Below are 16664 nucleotides of genomic sequence, written 5' to 3' on the forward strand. Positions count from 1 at the left end.
TCCATCGGTGTGGCATGAGGTGAACCATGAGAGGTGGCATTGGCGGCGCGCTCATCGTCATTGCAATGAGCGCGGCCCTGACCGGCTGCAAGCTGGTCAAGCATGACGCGCAGGCGTCGAAACATTCGCGCGATGCGTACGCATCCGCGGGCTACGATCCAAACGCGATGGTCGCGTCGATGTGGGCCACGAAGATCGTGCCCGACGTCGAGAAACGCGCGACCGACTACCCGGCGTTACGCGACGCGATCAAGGCGGACCCGGACGCGGCGGGCCGCAAGTACGGCTATCGCGGCAAGGATGACAGCGCGCCGTGGAATTTCCCGACCAAACTGCACGGCAAGATCGTCGAAGTGGATACGCAGTCGAGCCAGGGCACGGTCGGTGTGGATGTCGATGGCGGCGGAAAGGTCGACGTGATCGTCGATATCGGCCCCACGGTGCTCGGCACCACGCTGCGCGACACGCTCGATTTCATTTCGTTCGAAAGCTTTCGCAATCAGATCGAGTATGCGCAGTTCGGCACCGCGCTGAACAGCTACGCGGCGACGCATGTGATGAAGCCGCTGCCGCGCGACGCTCTGAAAGGCAGGGAAATCACCGTGACCGGTGCGTTCTCGTACGACTCGTCGGCCGAACAGCCGGAAGTGGTGCCGCTCGCGATCGCGGTGGGAGACAAACCATGAGCGCGACACCTGTACAGGACCAGGTGATTCTGCAGGTCGAGGCGGTAACCAAGGTCTATCCGGGCACGATCGCGCTGAAGGAGGTGAACTTCGCGGTGCGGCGCGCGGCCGTCAACGTGCTGGTCGGCGAAAACGGCGCGGGCAAGTCCACGCTGATGAAGATCATCGCCGGCGCCGAGAAGCCCACCTCGGGACGGCTGACGCTCGACGGCGCGCCGATCGAACTCGACAACAGCGCGCACGCCTTGCGGCAAGGCATCGGCATCGTCTATCAGGAACTGAATCTGTTTCCGAATCTGTCGATTGCCGAAAACGTCTTCATCGCGCACGAAATCACGCGTGCCGGTGTCCACATCGACATCGACGCGCAACGCCAGCGTGTGCGTGAGCTGCTCGCGCGTCTCGAACTCGATCTGAGTCCGGACACGCTGGTCGAGGATCTGCGCATCGGCCAGCAGCAACTCGTCGAAATCGCCAAGGCGCTCGCGTATGACGCGCGCGTGCTGATCCTCGACGAACCGACTTCGGCGCTCAGTGCGGCCGAGGTCGACGTGCTGTTCCGGGTGATCGCCGAGCTGAAGGCGCAGGGCGTGGCGATCGTCTACATCTCGCACCGGCTGGAGGAGCTGATCCGCATCGGCGACTACATCACGGTGCTGCGCGATGGCCGGATCACCGGCCATCAACCGATGGCGCAGGTCGACGTGCCGTGGATCGTGCGTCAGATGGTGGGCCGCGACACCAAGGATTTCTCGCGGCCGATCGGTCATGCGCGCGGCGGCGAGGTGCTGTGCGTGCGCGACGTGTCGCTGCCGGGCAAGACCCATGGTTTCACCGTCGATCATGTATCGCTGACGCTGCATGCCGGGGAAATCGTCGGCATTTACGGGCTGATGGGCGCGGGGCGCTCCGAGTTGTTCGAGTGCATTCTCGGCTGTCACCGCCAGGCGAGCGGCGAGGTCGTGCTCAATGGCAAGCCGCTGCACGGTAAGCCGGTGGCGGCCCGGGTCGCGGCGGGCATCGCACTGATTCCCGAGGACCGCAAGACCGATGCACTGCTACCGGTGCTGTCGATCGGCGAGAACATGACGATCGCGAGCCTCGCCGAATTCGCGCGCGGCTTTCACCTCAGTTGCGCGCGCGAGCAGCGCTCGATCGGCCAGTACATCCGCGAACTCGCGATCAAGGTCGCGGACTGGCGGCTGCCGGTCAGCTCGCTGTCGGGGGGCAATCAGCAGAAGGTCGTGATCGCGCGGGCGCTGATGATCACGCCGACCGTGCTGCTGATGGACGAGCCGAGCCGTGGCATCGACGTCGGCGCGAAAGCGGACATTTTCAAGGTGATGCGCGACCTGGCCGTGAAAGGGCTCGGCATTCTATTCGTCACGTCGGATCTGGAAGAGGTGATGGCGCTGTCCGATCGCATTCTGGTGATGTCGAACGGGCGCCTGACCGCCGAGTTCGACGCCGCCGAGGCGACCCAGCACGCGCTCGTCGCCGCGTCGGCGATCGGGCATCGCACGGCGCTGCCAGGCGCATCCACCGACACAATCACTGCATGAGGGAGAACCGGATGGCAATCATCTTGAAGGGTGAGGCACCGGGCGCGAGCCTGAGCGAAGCGCCGCTGCTATTGCTGCTCAAGTTGCGCACGTTCATCGCGTTGTTCGCGGTGGTGATTTTCTTTTCGTTCGCGGCGCACAACTTCCTCAGTTGGGGAAACCTGCTGATCATGTCGCGCCACGTCGCGCTCAATGCCTTTCTCGCGATCGGCATGACCTTCGTGATCGTCGCGGGCGGCATCGATCTGTCGGTTGGGTCGATCGTCGGCCTGTCGGGCATGGTGGCGGGTGGCCTGATCCTGCACGGCATTCCGCTCGGCGACGAATACACGTTGTACCTGAGCGTGCCCGAGGTGATCGTCGTCGCGCTGCTGAGCGGCGTCGCAGTCGGCGCGATCAACGGGCTGCTGATCACGCGGCTGAACGTCGCGCCGTTCATCGCGACGCTCGGCACACTGTATATCGCGCGCGGCGCCGCGCTGCTGTCGTCGAATGGCGAGACGTTTCCGAATCTGACCGGCGATCCGGACTATGGCACCACCGGCTTTCCGATCCTCGGCTCGGCGACTATTGTGGGGATTCCATTGACGATCTGGCTGCTGGTCGCGGTCGGCGCGCTCGCCGCCTATATCGCCGGGCGCACGCCGCTCGGCCGTCAGATCTATGCGGTCGGCAGCAACGAGCGCGCGGCGCAGTTGTCAGGCGTGCGCGTCAATCGCGTGAAGATGTTCGTCCGTATGTTCTCGGGACTGTGCGCGGCGATCGTCGGCCTGATCATCGCGTCGGAACTGGTCGCCTCGCATCCGATGAGCGGCGAAACCTTCGAACTGAATGCGATCGCGGCGGCCGTGCTCGGCGGCACCTCGATGTCCGGCGGGCGCGGCAAGATCGGCGGCACGATCATCGGCGCGTTCGTGATCGGAATTCTGTCGGACGGGCTCGTGATGATGGGCGTCAGCGCGTTCTGGCAGACCGTGATCAAGGGCGTCGTGATCGTCGCGGCAGTCGTCGTCGATCAGGTCCAGCGGCGTGTGCAGCAGCGCTTCGCGTTGCAGAAGCAGGCGGCGACGGGGGCCTGAGCGATGAGCGTGGCAAGCATGCAAACCATTTCCAGCGGAGAGCGGAATGTGTTCAAAGGCGCGCTGATCGGCTGCGGGTTTTTCTCGCGCAATCATCTGAATGGGTGGCGCGACATCGGCGACGTGCGCATCGTCGCGCTGTGCGACGCGGACGAAACGCGGCTTCAGGCGGCCGGCCGCGAGTTCGGCATCGAGCGTCTTTACACCGATGCGGCGGCGATGCTGGCAGCAGAGCAGCTGGATTTCGTCGATATCGCGACCACGGTGGCGAGCCATCGGGCGCTCGTCGAACTCGCCGCGCGAGCCAAGGTCGCGGTGATCTGCCAGAAGCCATTCGCGCGCACGCTCGACGATGCGCGCGCGATGGTCGACGCGTGCAACGAGGCTGGCGTGCCGCTAATGGTTCACGAGAACTTCCGCTGGCAAAGCGCGATTCAGGCGGTGGGCGCAGCCTTGCATCGCGGCGAGATAGGCCAGCCGTTCTGGGGGCGGGTGTCGTTCCGCTCGGGGTTCGACGTGTTCAGCGGTCAACCGTATCTGGCCGAAGGCGAGCGCTTCATCGTCGAGGATCTGGGCATTCATGTGCTCGATATCGCGCGGTTTCTGTTCGGCGACGTGAAGCGGCTGTATGCAAGCGTCTCGCGCGTGAATCCGGCGATCAACGGCGAGGACGTCGCGACGATCATGCTGAGTCATCAGCAGGGCGTGAACAGTATCGTCGACTGCAGTTATGCGACGCGGTTGCCGCGCGAACTGTTTCCGCAAACGCTGATCGAGGTGGATGGCTCCAGCGGCACACTGCGCCTGTTCGCGGACTACCGGTTGCAGATTCACAACGCTGCGGGAACCGACATACGCGATGTGACGCCGCCGGCATTGTCGTGGGCGAGCGCGCCGTGGCAAGCAATTCAGGGCAGCGTGGCCAGCATTCAGTCGCACTGGATCGACTGCCTGCGGCGCGGCGTCGAGCCGGCGACCAGCGGGCGCGACAACCTCGCGACGCTCGCGCTCGTCGAAGCGACCTACCTGTCGGCGCGGCAAGGACGTAGCATCGAGATGTCGGAGATGGCCGGCGCTGACACGCAGGGGGCCCGATGAGCGTGGACCTCTCGATCGCCCGCTACGGCACGAAGCAGGCCGAGGAGCAGCCGCGGTGCGTACTGGCGGGCCCGTGGTCGGCCCTGCTGGTCGACGGCGCGTTGCGCGAGATCCGTTATCGCGGCGTCGAAGTGATCCGCTCGGTCGCGTTTCTCGTTCGCGACAAGGACTGGGGCACCTGTCGTCCGCTGCTGCAGGGTGTCGAACTGGACGAGGGCGAGCACGGCTTTCGGATCGCCCATCGGGCGCAGTGTGCGAATCCTGATGGACAGGTGTTGAACTACGATTTGAGCATCGACTGCGCGGCGGACGGCGCGCTGCGCTTCGACGCATGCGTGAGCGCGCTCGATGCTTTCCTGACGGCCCGCTGCGGCTTCTGCGTGCTGCATCCGATCGACGGCGTGGCGGGCGCGCCCGCACGCGTCGAACATGGAGACGGAACCCGGCAGGAATCCGCGTTTCCGGAACTGATCGATCCATGGCAGCCGTTCAAGGACATTTGCGCGATCGAGCACGATCTCGCGTGCGGGCTCACGGTGCGCTGCGCATTCACCGGCGACGTGTTCGAGATGGAGGACCAGCGTAATTGGTCCGATGCCTCGTTCAAGACGTACTCGCGACCGCTCGCGTTGCCTTGGCCTTATACGCTCGAAGCGGGGGCCACGCAGCGCCAGAGCGTGACGCTGAGCGTCACGGAGCGCAGCGGGGCGTGGCCGCGCGAGGCATGCGCACCGTCGAATCCCGCGCAGCACGACCTCGCGACGATCACGCTCGACGTCGGCGGGGCAGCGCTCGAGAGGATGCCGGCGCTGGGCATCGCGATTGCCGCAAGCGAGGTCGACGCTGCGCTCGCGCATCCCGAACTGCTTGCCGAGCTGGCCCCGCAACGAATCACGTTGAGCTTCGATCCGGTAGCTGGCCAGGGGCTGGCCGAACTGACGCGGTTCGCGGCATTGCAGCGGCGCGCGGGTGTCGCGGCCGTGCTCGAATACGCACTGCCGGGCGTCGATGAACCGCGGCGAGAAATGGATGCGCTGGCCGCGCTGATCGAGGCGGCCAGCTTGCAGATCGCCGGCATCGTCGTGAGCCCGTCCGTGCATCGGCAGTCGAACCCGCCGGGCAGCGTGAGCCCGCCGTGTCCCGCGCTCGACGACGTCTATCGCGCTGCGCGCGCGGCCTTTCCGGGACTCAGGATCGGCGGCGGCATGCTCAGCTATTTCACCGAACTCAATCGCAAGCGTCCGCCGCTGGAACTCGTGGACTGGGTCACCCACGCGACCTGTCCGATCGTCCATGCGGCCGACGATCGTAGCGTGATGCAGACGCTCGAAGCGATTCCACACATCGCCCGATCATGTCGCTCGCTGATCGGGACGCAGCCATACTCGATCGGGCCGGTGTCGATCGGCATGCGCCAGAATCCGTACGGTTCGCGCGTGATGCCCAACCCGCACCGCGAGCGAATTGCGATGGCCGGCTTCGATCCGCGCCAGACCGCGCTGTTCGGGGGCGCGTGGCTCGCCGGTTACGCGGCGGCGCTGCAGGGTGCGCAGATCGACACGTTGACGCTTGGTGCGTTGACAGGAGATCGAGGTCTCGCCGATGTCAGCGATGGGGTGACGCGGTATCCGATGTATGCAGTGGCTCGCGCGCTCGCCGCGATGTCGGGATCGGACAGGCTTGCTGTCAGCGTCGCGGGGGCGGAACGGTCCGCCATCGCATGCGTCGCCGCGCGAGACGCGCAAGGGCGCATTCGAATCGTGGTAGCGAACCTGACTGACCGCGCGCGTACAGTGCGGCTGACGCTGAGTGGGGGGGACGCGTGTCTCGACGCGTTCATCAGTGATGAGGAGACGGTGGGACAGTCGGATGTGATGCGCGGGCGCGCGTCGGTGGAGCTGACTCGCCCCGTGCTGCTGCGTCCGTATGCTTTTGCTATTGGGGGGCCTTTCTGACGTTCGGGGGAGCGCACTGCCTGGCACAGGTCAGAGTTGCTGTTCTCAACGAAGAATTTTCGGTTGAGAAACTCGCAGTGTTGACCACCACATCTGCAGTTGCAAACTCGCGGAGTGCGCGTCGAGCAGCGTGAGCTGACCTCCCACGGTTTGGTTCACACTCTTCTACGGGCGACCAAGGCCGCGGCTTTGCGGTCGTCGCCTCCGAGGTGCGCACGCGGCCAGCATGCAGGAACAGGCGTGCACGCTGGAAGATGCCGTGCAGGTATTTCGCCTCGCCGGCGAAAACTGGTGAGGAGGCCTTTTATGGGCATGCCTGTGCGCTTCAATCCCGCGGCGGTTTTACGTCGAAAGCAATCCGCCCCGCGGGGAGAAAAGTGAGCGAGATGACGGCACCGCCCTTGACTTCCGGAAAGTGGCGGCTGCCTGGCCCGGGTGCGGTCCAGCCGCCATGCCGCCACCCGTGCGGACCTGCAAGCGCGGCGCCTTCATTGAGCGGCACGACCAGATTGATCTCGCCGTACGGGTGCGAATGAAAGCCGCCGCGAAAGCTTCCTTCAGGGTTGTTCTGGGAATTATCCGTGCTGTCCATTAGCACTGCCGTGACGCTGAAAAAAAGCGTCTCTTCACAGGGCGCCACGAGTAGCGAGCGACGGTAGCGCGGGCCGGCGACTTCGGCGGCGGCCGCCCAGCCGTCCTTCACGCCGAGGGTGATCAGTCGCGCGAGGTCTTTGTACAACTCGCTTTCCACTCCATATTTCGCATTCAGCCATTGCTCCAGCTCGATGCTCGCGGTCATGTCCTTGACCTCGTGCAGAAACGGAATCAAACGGGAGACAAGTTCGTCTCTTTGATTGGTGAATAGAGTCTCGGACATGTTGGACATGGCGGTTGTGAACGTCGGCGAAGCAGCCATTCTTGCTCGCAGCGACCAATCAATCCATAATCGATCGGCCAAATTTCCTATTGAATCGTACAAATTTTCATGGACCCGCTTTCCGATTTCGGTCAGAGCCCCGGCCGGTATCGCCTGGAAGCACGAAGCGGTTCCCTCACCTCAATACCTTCCCGATATCTGGAAGATAGATTCCTGATATCGATGGATTCTCTCGCGATTCGTGAGTGAGTAGCATCTGTTGCGATGCAATTCAATCTCGAAGAGAGAACGTCATGAACCGCCTGAATCTGGCTTCGATTCGCAAAGACGCCTTTGCGATGCCTGTCCACAACCCCGCCTATCCCCGGCCGCCGTACCGCTTTATCAACCGGGAATATTTCATCATTACCTACGAGACGGATTTCGACGCGCTGCAAGCCATCGTGCCGGAGCCCTTGCGTCCGGAGAACAATCTCGTGCACTACGAATTTATTCGCATGCCGGATTCCTCGGGCTTCGGTGACTACACGGAAACCGGTCAGGTCATCACGGTGCGCGATCAGCAAGGGCGTCTTGGCAACTACACGCATTCGATGTACCTCGACGACGAAGGCCCGATCGCCGGCGGCCGGGAAATCTGGGGTTTTCCGAAGAAGCTGGCGAGACCGACCTTAAGCATCGATGGCAACGACACGCTGCTCGGCACACTCGACTACGGCACCCAACGCGTCGCAACCGGCACGATGGGCTACAAGCACCTGCCGCTCGATATCGACGCCGAACGCAAGAAGCTGGCGGAAACACCCAATTATTTGCTGAAGGTCATCCCGCATGTCGACGGTTCGCCGCGCGTCTGCGAACTCGTGCGTTTCTATCTGCGCGACGTGAGCGTGCTCGGGGCGTGGACGGGTCCGGCGGCGCTCGAACTGCATCCGCATGCGTTGGCGCCCGTGGCCGATTTGCCGCTGAAACGGGTGGTCGGCGCGCGGCATCTGATTGCCAATCTCACGCTGGATATCGGCGAGGTCGCGCTCGACTATCTGGCTCAAAGCGAAACCGTGAAGCTCGCGGTCAACGAATAAGTTTGCGTGGATCCACGCAAAGGAAAGCAACATGTCTTTGCACAACAAAGTCGCGCTCGTGACCGGGGCGGCAAGCGGTATTGGTGAGCAGTGCGCACGAAAACTCGCAAGTCTCGGCGCAGCGGTGGTCATCGCCGATCTCAATCTCGAGAACGCCCAGAAGGTCGCGAGCAGCATCGTCGCGGCGGGCGGCAAGGCGCTGGCTGTCGCCATGGACGTCACCAGCGAAGAAGCGGTCAACAGCGGCATCGAGCGTGCGGTCGAGGCGTTCGGCGGCATCGACGTGCTCGTGTCGAACGCGGGCATCCAGATCGTCGCGCCTGTCGAGGAGTATTCGTTCTCCGACTGGAAGAAGATGCTGGCGATCCATCTGGACGGCGCCTTCCTTACGACGAAAGCGGCGCTCAAACAAATGTACGCGCGCGGCAAGGGCGGCTCGATCGTTTATATGGGTTCGGTCCATTCGCACGAGGCATCGAAGCTGAAGTCGGCCTATGTGACGGCCAAGCATGGTCTGCTGGGACTGGCCCGGGTGGTCGCGAAGGAGGGCGGGCCGCGCGGCGTGCGCGCGAATGTCGTGTGTCCGGGCTATGTCCGCACGCCGCTCGTCGACAAGCAGATTCCCGAGCAGGCCAGGGCGCTTGGCATCTCCGAAGCCGAAGTCGTCAGGAACGTCATGCTCAAGGAAACCGTCGACGGCGAATTCACCACGCTCGAGGACGTTGCCGATACGGTGGCGTTCCTGGCGGGTTTCGAATCGTCGGCACTCACCGGGCAGTCGCTGATCGTCAGCCACGGCTGGACCATGCAATAAGGAGCCGTGATGCGCAGCAGAACGAGTCAATCCAAGCGACAGCCCGATGCGTTCGTGCTGCCGCACTACGACGAAGTCGCTCTCGTGCTTCAGGGCGGTGGCGCGCTCGGTTCGTACCAGGCCGGCGTATACGAGGGCCTGGCCGAGATGGGCGTGCATCCGGACACGATCTCCGGCATTTCGATCGGCGCGCTCAACACCGCCATCATCGCGGGCAATGCGCCGGAAAACCGCGTGGCGGCGTTGCGTGGATTCTGGAACCGGATCTGCCATCCGCGCGACTGGTTCGGTGGTCTGGGTGCCTGGATGCCACCCATGTTCGGTCTGCAGGATTTCTCGCGCAAGTGGGCCAGTGCGTGGGCGGCCGGGCGCGCTTTGAGCGAGGGTCAGCCGGGTTTTTTCTCGGCGCGCGTGCCGTTGCCGTTAGCAGGGTTCGGCAAGCAAAACCCCAACGTGGTCAGCTACTACGACACGGCCGCGTTGAAGGAAACGCTGCTCGAGTTCGCCGACTTCGACCGGATCAACGGCGGCGACGTCCGTGTTTCGGTGGGGGCGGTGAACGTGCGGACCGGCAACCTGGTGTACTTCGACAACACGAATATGCATTTGAAGCCCGAGCATTTCATGGCGTCGGGGGCGTTGCCGCCCGGTTTTCCGGCGGTCGAGATCGACGGCGAGTATTACTGGGACGGCGGTCTCGTGTCGAACACGCCGTTGACCGAGGTGCTGCGCGATGCGGACCATAAGGACGCGCTGGTGTTTCAGGTCGACCTCTGGAGCGCGAGCGGCAATGCGCCCGGCGACTTCTTCGACATTTCCGCGCGTGCCAAGGACATCCAGTATTCGAGCCGCACGCGCGCGGTGACCAGCATGCTGGCGGATCGTCAGAAGCACGCCCGCTTTATCAAGGAGTTGCTCGCGCACATTCCCGCCGGTCTGCGCGAGACCGATCCGCTTTTCCGTCTCGCCGAAGAGGCGGCCCACGGCAGCGCGATCAATGTGGTGCACCTCATCTACAAGAACAAGCCCTATGAAGGTCACTACAAGGACTACGAATTCAGCGTCGACACGATGCGGGAGCATTGGGACAGTGGCCTCGAGGACATTCGCGATTCGTTTTCGCATCGCGGGTGGTTCGACGTGCCGAGCCGCGAGCAGGGCTTCGTGACGCACGACGTGCATCGCTTGCCCGGTTCCGTGCCGCAAGGTGATCGTGACGCGCGCATATTTCCGCTCGCGGAAGAACGAAAAATCGTCGATGACGGGTTGGCGATCGAAGCGCGCGAACCGGCTGCAGAGAGCGTATCGTGAGTAAGGAGCCCTTTGGCCGCGCTGTGGGCCGCCTGTGCGAGAAAACCTTGCGGACGCCGTGGGGCTATATTTTTCGCAGCATCGCAATGATCGGACTGGCGGTTTCTCCGGCGATCGTGTGCGCCCACTTTGCGCAGGTTTCGGCACGTTGGGACCTGTTCGAGCGGTCCGGATCGGTCATCACCATCACGGGGCTTTTGCTGGCGTCGCGCCGCTATCTCGAGCACACCGTGACGGAGCTGGTGGTCGCTCATGCAAACGCAGACGCCGCATTCAAGCCTCATCACGCGTTGAGCGAGGTGCTCGCGGCCAGGCGCGGACTGACCCTTTCCGCGTTCGGTACGCTCATTTGGGGGTGGGGAATATTTCTGCGGTGGTGGAGCTTCGGGGTGCTGGCCTTGTGGATGGCATTCGTGGTCTACCGTGCATTTCACGACCCGGTACTGCAACGCTCCGTCGATGACGGTTTGCCATGACGAGTTGGGGTGGCGCCCGCGCCGGGCAGCCGCCACTTTCCGGCGCGAGGGCTGAGTCTCAGTGACGCTTGCTCAATTTCTCCAGCAATGCCTTTGCGGCCGGCCCCGACGACGCGGGATTCTGCCCGGTGAGCAGCAGCCCGTCTTCGAGCACATAAGGCTGCCAGTCGGGGCCCTTCGAAAAGTTTCCGCCCTTCGCCTTGAGCTCGTCTTCAACGAGGAACGGGACCACCTTGGTCAGCCCGACCGCTTCCTCTTCGCTATTCGTAAAGCCGGTGACCGACTTGCCATTGACGAGCGGCTTGCCATCGGCACCCTTCACGTGTCGTAGAACCCCGGGCGCATGGCAGACGAGATCGACGGGCTTTCCGGCTGCGATCGTGCGCTCGATCAGGCCAATCGAGTCAGGGTCTTCGGCGAGATCCCACAGCGGACCGTGGCCGCCGGGGTAGAAGACGGCGTCGAATTCGTCATGGGCGACATCCTTGAGCTTCGCCGTGTTGCCCAGATCCGCCATTGCAGCCGGGTCGGCTTCGAAGCGACGTGTCAGGTCGGTCTGAAAGTCCGGCTCGTTGCTTTTGGGGTCTAGCGGAGGTTTGCCGCCCTTGGGCGACGCGAGCACGATCTGCACGCCGGCGTCCTTGAACACGTAGTAGGGCGCGGCGAGTTCCTCGAGCCAGAACCCGGTCTTGCGTCCCGTATTGCCCAGTTCGTCGTGCGAAGTCAAAACCATCAGAATCTTCATCATGTTCTCCTTGAGTACGTTCTCACAACTTCCGGTTGCAGAGAATTCCGGTCGACGCCCTTGGCGTGCCGAATCAGATTACCGAACCGCCATCAGTCCAAAGCAGCAAGATGAATCATGGCGTTCAAGTTGACGGGAAGGACAGGCGTTCGGGTAGAGGGCCGGTAGATGATATCGCCGCGACGGATCGCTTTGCCGCTCACCGCGCACATGCCGGCCCGGCGTGCCTTTGCGCAGACCCAGATTTGATAGCCGTAGTGGCACGAGGCGGAGCACCAGCGCAACACAACGGTTCGCGGGGAGAGGCGCTCGAGGAGCGTGACGACGGCAGCGCACGGTGCGTCGATTGTCGCGTCGCCCCCTTTTCGGCACCTTCCGTCGTTGCGATGTGGCCCGGCGATGCGCGCAGCCGGTGCCAGTTCGGTGGAATTCGGGCTCGGTGCGCGTGGGTCCGTCGCGCCAAGCCTGTCGAGTAGCAGGAGTGTCTGCTCCCATGGGTCCGGGCGTGAGGCGTGTTGATTGCCGGCCGTTGCCGCCGCGTTCGCGCGGCTATTGCGCGACCGTGTTCGAAGTACTTCGTCCGTGTTCATGCGAGGCCTCAGATGAAGATTGATAGCGCCACGATGCAACCGGTGCAATGGCGCGCGCGGCCCGCCCCCGCGCGGGCCGCGCGCGCTTACTTGATGAGTCCCTTCTGGCGTCGATAGACGTCGGTAGGCAGGCCACCCCATCCCCAGTTTTCCGTTGGCACTTCTTCGATGACGACGAAAGTCGCCTCCAGCGGTTTGTTCAGCACGTCGAGCAAGAGCTGGCTCACACCCTTGATGAGCTGGGCCTTTTCTTCCGCCGTGACGGAATCCGTGCCGGGCCGTGTGCCCTCGCGCGTAACCTGAATTGTGACGATCGGCATTTCGCTTTCCTTGATGATGATCGTTGCAAGGAGCGCCGGCGAGCGGCGCTCCCCGTCGGCCCGGTGGAGCCGGTGGAGCGCGGCGCCCCTTAGTGGCCGGCGACCTGACCGCCGTCAACGTGGAGGATTTCGCCCGTCACGAAGGGCGCCGAGTCGAGATAGAGGATGGCGTTCACGATGTCGCTCATCTCGCCCATATGCCCCATCGGATGCAGCGCGCCGAGCGCCGCGTGGGTTTCTGGCGCGTGCATCGGCGACTTGATGATGCCGGGAGACACCGCGTTGGCGCGGATGCCGCGCTTGGCGTACTCGATAGCCAGCGAGCGCGTTGCGGCGGCGAGACCGCCCTTGCTCAGCGAGGCCAGCACCGACGGCACGCCGTCGATCGCGTGATCGACGAGCGTCGTCGTGATCGTGACGACGTGGCCGCTCTCGTGCTTTTCCATCTCCGCGATGGCGAGCTGCGTGATATGAAAGAAACCGTCGAGGTTGATGCCCTTGATCGCCGCATAGTCTTCCGCGGTGTATTGCGTGAACGGCTTCGCCACGAAAATGCCGGCGTTGTTGATGAGCGTATCGACGCGGCCAAAGCGCGAGACGGCCGTTTCGATGACACGGCGAGCCGTGGCCGGGTCGGCGATATCGCCGGGTACTGCGACGAGATCGCTGTCGTCAGTCTGCTTGATGTTGCGCGACGTCGCGACCACCTTGTAGCCGAGTGCGCGGAATGCCTTGGCCGTTTCGGCGCCGATACCTTGCGATGCGCCGGTGATCACGACGACTTTGGGGGATTGACTCATATAAACCTCGAAGTAAGTTGAACTATCTTTCTGATCGGGCTTGCTGCTCCGGTGGCGATCAATTTACGCATCCGGGCCTCCGGTTGGAATACGGGACGCGGACAAACAGTTGTGAGTCACAGGAACAAATCGCAGCAAGCCGGGCGCGATGACACGCGGCGAATAAGGTCATACGAATGACGCCTATTTCACCTTGGTATGACGGCTGGGTTGTCGAGTGAATGAATAAGCGGCTGTAGATATTGGGCGGGCTCTTCGGAATGCCTTGCGAGTTCACCATCGCCCTCGCTTGGCGTGCATTCGCCTTCGGTCGTCACGCCGCTCGCACATTGAAGATGCGCATTGTTTCGCAGCGCTTCTGTAACGAACGCCATGAAGGAGCGAATCTTTCCGCTCGTCCCGCGTCGTTCGACATGAAGCAGGTTGACCGGCGTTGATTCGGGCTCGTATGCCCGCAAAATGGGCACCAGATTTCCGGAGGACACTTCGGTTGCGGCCTGGTAAGACAGTAACTGCGTGATACCCACGCCGTCTTGCGCCGCCGAAATGGCGGCGGGCGCCAGATTGACGATCAGGCGCGGCCGAAGCCGTACGGGAATCTTTGAGTCATTTTCGTAAAAGGTCCACTCGAGCGGTTGGGAAACTCCGGTAAAGGAAATGCAATGGTGGCTGACCAGGTCTCGCGGATGCATGGGTTCTCCATGCCCGGCGAGATAAGCGGGGGAGGCGAAGGTTTGCCGCCGCACCGATCCCAACCGCACCGCGAATGTCGACGAATCTTCGAGATGACCGATACGTATGGCGATATCCACGCCTTCTTCGAGCAGGCGCGTGGGACGATCGAGGTAAACAGCGTTCACGCTGACGTTGGGATAGCGCAGCGTGTAGGCGTTGACGAGCGGAGAGATGAAGCGCTGGCCGAGCTGGACCGGCGCGGTAATCGTGAGCGTGCCCACAGGGTTCGCCGGATCCACGGCGATATGCGACTCCGCGTCGTTGATGCCATGCAGCAGCTTGCGGCAGGCGTCGAGGTAAGCGACGCCCACGTCCGTCGGCCGGACCGAGCGGGTCGTACGCGCGAGCAACTGGGCGCCCAGGCGGGTTTCGAGCGAGTTGACCGCCCGCGAAACCGCCGCTCGCGACATGCCGAATTTTTCGGATGCGGCACTGAAGCTGCCGCGTTCGACGATGGCTACAAAAACCTCCATCTCACGTAATCTGTCCATCTTGACTTCCCAATCGACCAACCCGCGGCCTGTTTGCCTATGGGGCGATTGTAGGCATCGTGTCCCGTCCGGTATCGCCTCAAAATCAGGGTTGGCTCAAAACAGCGCAGAAATGACCCATCCGCAATCAGTGAGGTTTGCGTTGACGCCGCGCACACTCGCTGCCGGGTCATGACCGGACGGCCTGGCAAAAATCTCGTACTAGATGGCCCAAAATCAGACCAGCCAGGACTTTAAGGAATTGGGTTCATCCCGGACAATAAAGGCCTCAGTGAACGGCAACAATGCGCGGCGAAACCGATGGTGTGGTCATCGCATCGCGTGAGGACGCAGGGCACCGAATTGCCTCACAGTGAAATAGCCACATCAAACAGTACAGCTAACGAAACCAGAGAAGTTGCCGATCCCCATGACGACTGCGAACCCTTCGACGACTGGAACGGAAGCGGCAACGGCCCTGCGGACGCCGGAGCCAGGCCCTGTGCGCGAAGCTGCGCCACCGGCGCAGCCTGCCCCCGCGCAAGTGGAGTTTACGGGGCGCATTGTCGTGGGCTTGCTCGGCATGTTGTTCGCTTCGCTGCTGGCCATCCTCAACGAACAGGTGACCGCGGCGGCGATGGCCGATATCCAGGGCGCGTTCTTGATCGGCCATGACGACGGGACATGGCTGACTTCGCTCTTCGAAGCCGCCAACGTCGCGACGATGGTATTCGCACCCTGGTTCGGCATCACCTTTACGCTCAAGCGCTTCACGATCGGCGCCGTGCTGGCCACCATGTTCTTCGGATTGCTGTGCCCGTTCGCGCCGAATCTGGCCACGCTCTATGTCTTGCGTATCTTCCAGGGAATCGCGGGCGGGTGTCTGCCGCCGATGCTGATCATCGTGGCGCTGCGTTATCTGCCGCCCAAATTCAAGCTGTACGGGCTCGCCGGCTATGCGCTCACGGCGACCTTCGGGCCGGCGCTCGGCACACCGCTCGCCGCGTTGTGGACGGAGTTCGTGAGCTGGCGCATGGCGTTCTGGCAAATCATTCCGCTCGGCGTGCTGTGCTGCATCGCGATTCAGCAGGGGCTTCCCGCCGATCCGGTCAAGCTCGAACGCTTTCGTACGTTCAACTGGATCGGATTGATGACGGGCTTCCCCGCGTTTGCGATGCTCGTGACCGGGTTTTTGCAAGGAGACCGTCTCGACTGGTTCGAATCGGAATTCATCCGCGTGATGTTCTACGGCGGTGGCTTGTTGCTCGTTGTCTTCCTCGTCAACGAATGGTTTCGGCCCGTGCCGTTTTTCAAGCTCCAGTTGCTCGAACGCAGAAATTTCACGCATGGACTCTCGACCTTGCTCGGCACCGTGATCCTGCTGGTGGGCGTCGCGGCGATACCCGGGCAATTTCTCGCCAAAGTTCACGCGTACCGGCCGCTGCAGACGGCGCCGCTCTCACTGTTGCTTGCTATTCCGTTGCTGATTACGCTGCCTTTGAGCGCCGCTTTATTGAATACGCGGCGCGCCGATCATCGCTGGGTGATCGCGACGGGTCTGTCGCTGATGTTCACGACGTGCGCGCTCGGCAGCTTCATGACGTCCGAGTGGATTCGCGACAACTTCTATTTGCTGCAGGCGCTGCAGATCATCGCGCAGCCCCTGGTGATCATGTCGATCCTGATGGGCGTAACGACGGGGTTGCCCCCGACGGAAGGCCCGTTCGCTTCGGCGATGTTCAATACGGTCAAGACGTTCTCCGCCGCACTGGCGACGGGTCTGATCGAGGGTGTGGGCACCGCGCGCGAGCATTTCCATTCGAGCATGCTCGTCGACCAGCTCGGAAACCGCGCGCTGGTGGCAGGCCCGGGCCTCGACACATCCTACGCGCTGGGGCAACTCGCGCACCGTATTCACGAGCAGGCCGTCGTGCTGACTTCCGCCGATCTCTATCGGGTGATGGCGTGCGTTGCGCTCGCTCTGCTTCTTCTTGTTCCCGTGCTGCCGGTGCGTATCTATCCGCCGTGGAGCACTACGCCGCCCGCTTCGAAATGAGGTACGTT

The 16664-nt window shown here is 63.0% G+C and carries 16 protein-coding genes; 10 read left to right on the forward strand and 6 right to left on the reverse strand.

Going from position 1 to position 16664, the window contains the following annotated elements:
- The first annotated feature begins 26 nt into the window (after positions 1-26).
- Genes L0U84_RS06970 through apnL form a run of 5 tightly spaced genes read left to right on the forward strand, consistent with a single transcriptional unit; the run spans position 27 to position 6380 of the window.
- On the forward strand, positions 27-686 hold the full coding sequence (locus L0U84_RS06970) for a DUF2291 family protein (protein ID WP_233848785.1): 660 nt from the start codon (positions 27-29) through the stop codon (positions 684-686).
- A complete protein-coding gene (locus L0U84_RS06975; RefSeq protein WP_233848786.1) occupies positions 683-2248 on the forward strand; it encodes a sugar ABC transporter ATP-binding protein in 1566 nt (521 codons plus the stop codon). Before L0U84_RS06970 ends, L0U84_RS06975 begins: the two co-directional genes overlap by 4 nt.
- 11 nt (positions 2249-2259) lie before the next feature.
- The gene (locus L0U84_RS06980) at positions 2260-3327 is read left to right on the forward strand and encodes an ABC transporter permease (protein ID WP_233848787.1); all 1068 of its coding nucleotides are present in this window, start codon (positions 2260-2262) and stop codon (positions 3325-3327) included.
- 18 nt (positions 3328-3345) lie between these two features.
- Positions 3346-4425 carry a Gfo/Idh/MocA family protein gene (locus L0U84_RS06985; RefSeq protein ID WP_233848788.1) on the forward strand — a complete coding sequence of 360 codons (1080 nt, stop codon included), beginning with the start codon at positions 3346-3348 and terminating at the stop codon, positions 4423-4425.
- Positions 4422-6380, forward strand: a complete 1959-nt coding sequence (gene apnL / locus L0U84_RS06990; protein ID WP_233848789.1) for a D-apionate lactonase — start codon at positions 4422-4424, stop codon at positions 6378-6380. The genes L0U84_RS06985 and apnL overlap by 4 nt, the downstream gene beginning before the upstream one ends.
- A 325-nt stretch (positions 6381-6705) precedes the next feature.
- Here the strand turns inward: apnL and L0U84_RS06995 are convergent, their stop codons facing one another.
- Positions 6706-7257 (reverse strand): 4-hydroxylaminobenzoate lyase, encoded by a 552-nt coding sequence (locus L0U84_RS06995; protein ID WP_233851960.1) that lies wholly within the window; start codon positions 7255-7257, stop codon positions 6706-6708.
- 293 nt (positions 7258-7550) lie between these two features.
- Between L0U84_RS06995 and L0U84_RS07000 the strand changes: the two genes are divergently transcribed.
- Genes L0U84_RS07000 through L0U84_RS07015 form a run of 4 tightly spaced genes read left to right on the forward strand, consistent with a single transcriptional unit; the run spans position 7551 to position 10940 of the window.
- Positions 7551-8339: an acetoacetate decarboxylase gene (locus L0U84_RS07000; protein ID WP_442793979.1), complete on the forward strand. Its 789-nt coding sequence runs from the start codon at positions 7551-7553 to the stop codon at positions 8337-8339.
- A 31-nt stretch (positions 8340-8370) separates the two neighbouring features.
- Positions 8371-9153, forward strand: coding sequence for a 3-hydroxybutyrate dehydrogenase (locus L0U84_RS07005; protein ID WP_233848790.1), 783 nt, complete (start codon positions 8371-8373; stop codon positions 9151-9153).
- Positions 9154-9162: 9 nt separating this feature from the next.
- Positions 9163-10464: a DUF3734 domain-containing protein gene (locus L0U84_RS07010; RefSeq protein ID WP_233848791.1), complete on the forward strand. Its 1302-nt coding sequence runs from the start codon at positions 9163-9165 to the stop codon at positions 10462-10464.
- Entirely contained in the window at positions 10461-10940 is a 480-nt protein-coding gene (locus tag L0U84_RS07015) for a hypothetical protein (protein ID WP_233848793.1), read from the forward strand. Before L0U84_RS07010 ends, L0U84_RS07015 begins: the two co-directional genes overlap by 4 nt.
- 58 nt (positions 10941-10998) lie before the next feature.
- Here the strand turns inward: L0U84_RS07015 and L0U84_RS07020 are convergent, their stop codons facing one another.
- The 5 genes from L0U84_RS07020 to L0U84_RS07040 form a co-directional block, all read right to left on the reverse strand.
- Positions 10999-11685, reverse strand: coding sequence for a type 1 glutamine amidotransferase domain-containing protein (locus L0U84_RS07020; RefSeq protein WP_233851962.1), 687 nt, complete (start codon positions 11683-11685; stop codon positions 10999-11001).
- 92 nt (positions 11686-11777) lie between these two features.
- Entirely contained in the window at positions 11778-12275 is a 498-nt protein-coding gene (locus L0U84_RS07025) for a DUF3331 domain-containing protein (protein ID WP_233848798.1), read from the reverse strand.
- An 86-nt stretch (positions 12276-12361) separates the two neighbouring features.
- Positions 12362-12595, reverse strand: a complete 234-nt coding sequence (locus L0U84_RS07030; protein WP_018442101.1) for a tautomerase family protein — start codon at positions 12593-12595, stop codon at positions 12362-12364.
- Between the two features lie 89 nt (positions 12596-12684).
- Entirely contained in the window at positions 12685-13395 is a 711-nt protein-coding gene (locus tag L0U84_RS07035) for an SDR family NAD(P)-dependent oxidoreductase (protein WP_233848800.1), read from the reverse strand.
- Positions 13396-13583: 188 nt separating this feature from the next.
- On the reverse strand, positions 13584-14621 hold the full coding sequence (locus L0U84_RS07040) for a LysR family transcriptional regulator (RefSeq protein ID WP_233848802.1): 1038 nt from the start codon (positions 14619-14621) through the stop codon (positions 13584-13586).
- 409 nt (positions 14622-15030) lie between these two features.
- Here L0U84_RS07040 and L0U84_RS07045 point away from each other — a divergent pair, with 409 nt between their 5' ends.
- A complete protein-coding gene (locus L0U84_RS07045; protein WP_233848803.1) occupies positions 15031-16656 on the forward strand; it encodes an MFS transporter in 1626 nt (541 codons plus the stop codon).
- The last annotated feature ends 8 nt before the right edge of the window (positions 16657-16664 follow it).

It is taken from the genome of Paraburkholderia sp. HD33-4, assembly GCF_021390635.1.
Lineage (GTDB): Bacteria > Pseudomonadota > Gammaproteobacteria > Burkholderiales > Burkholderiaceae > Paraburkholderia.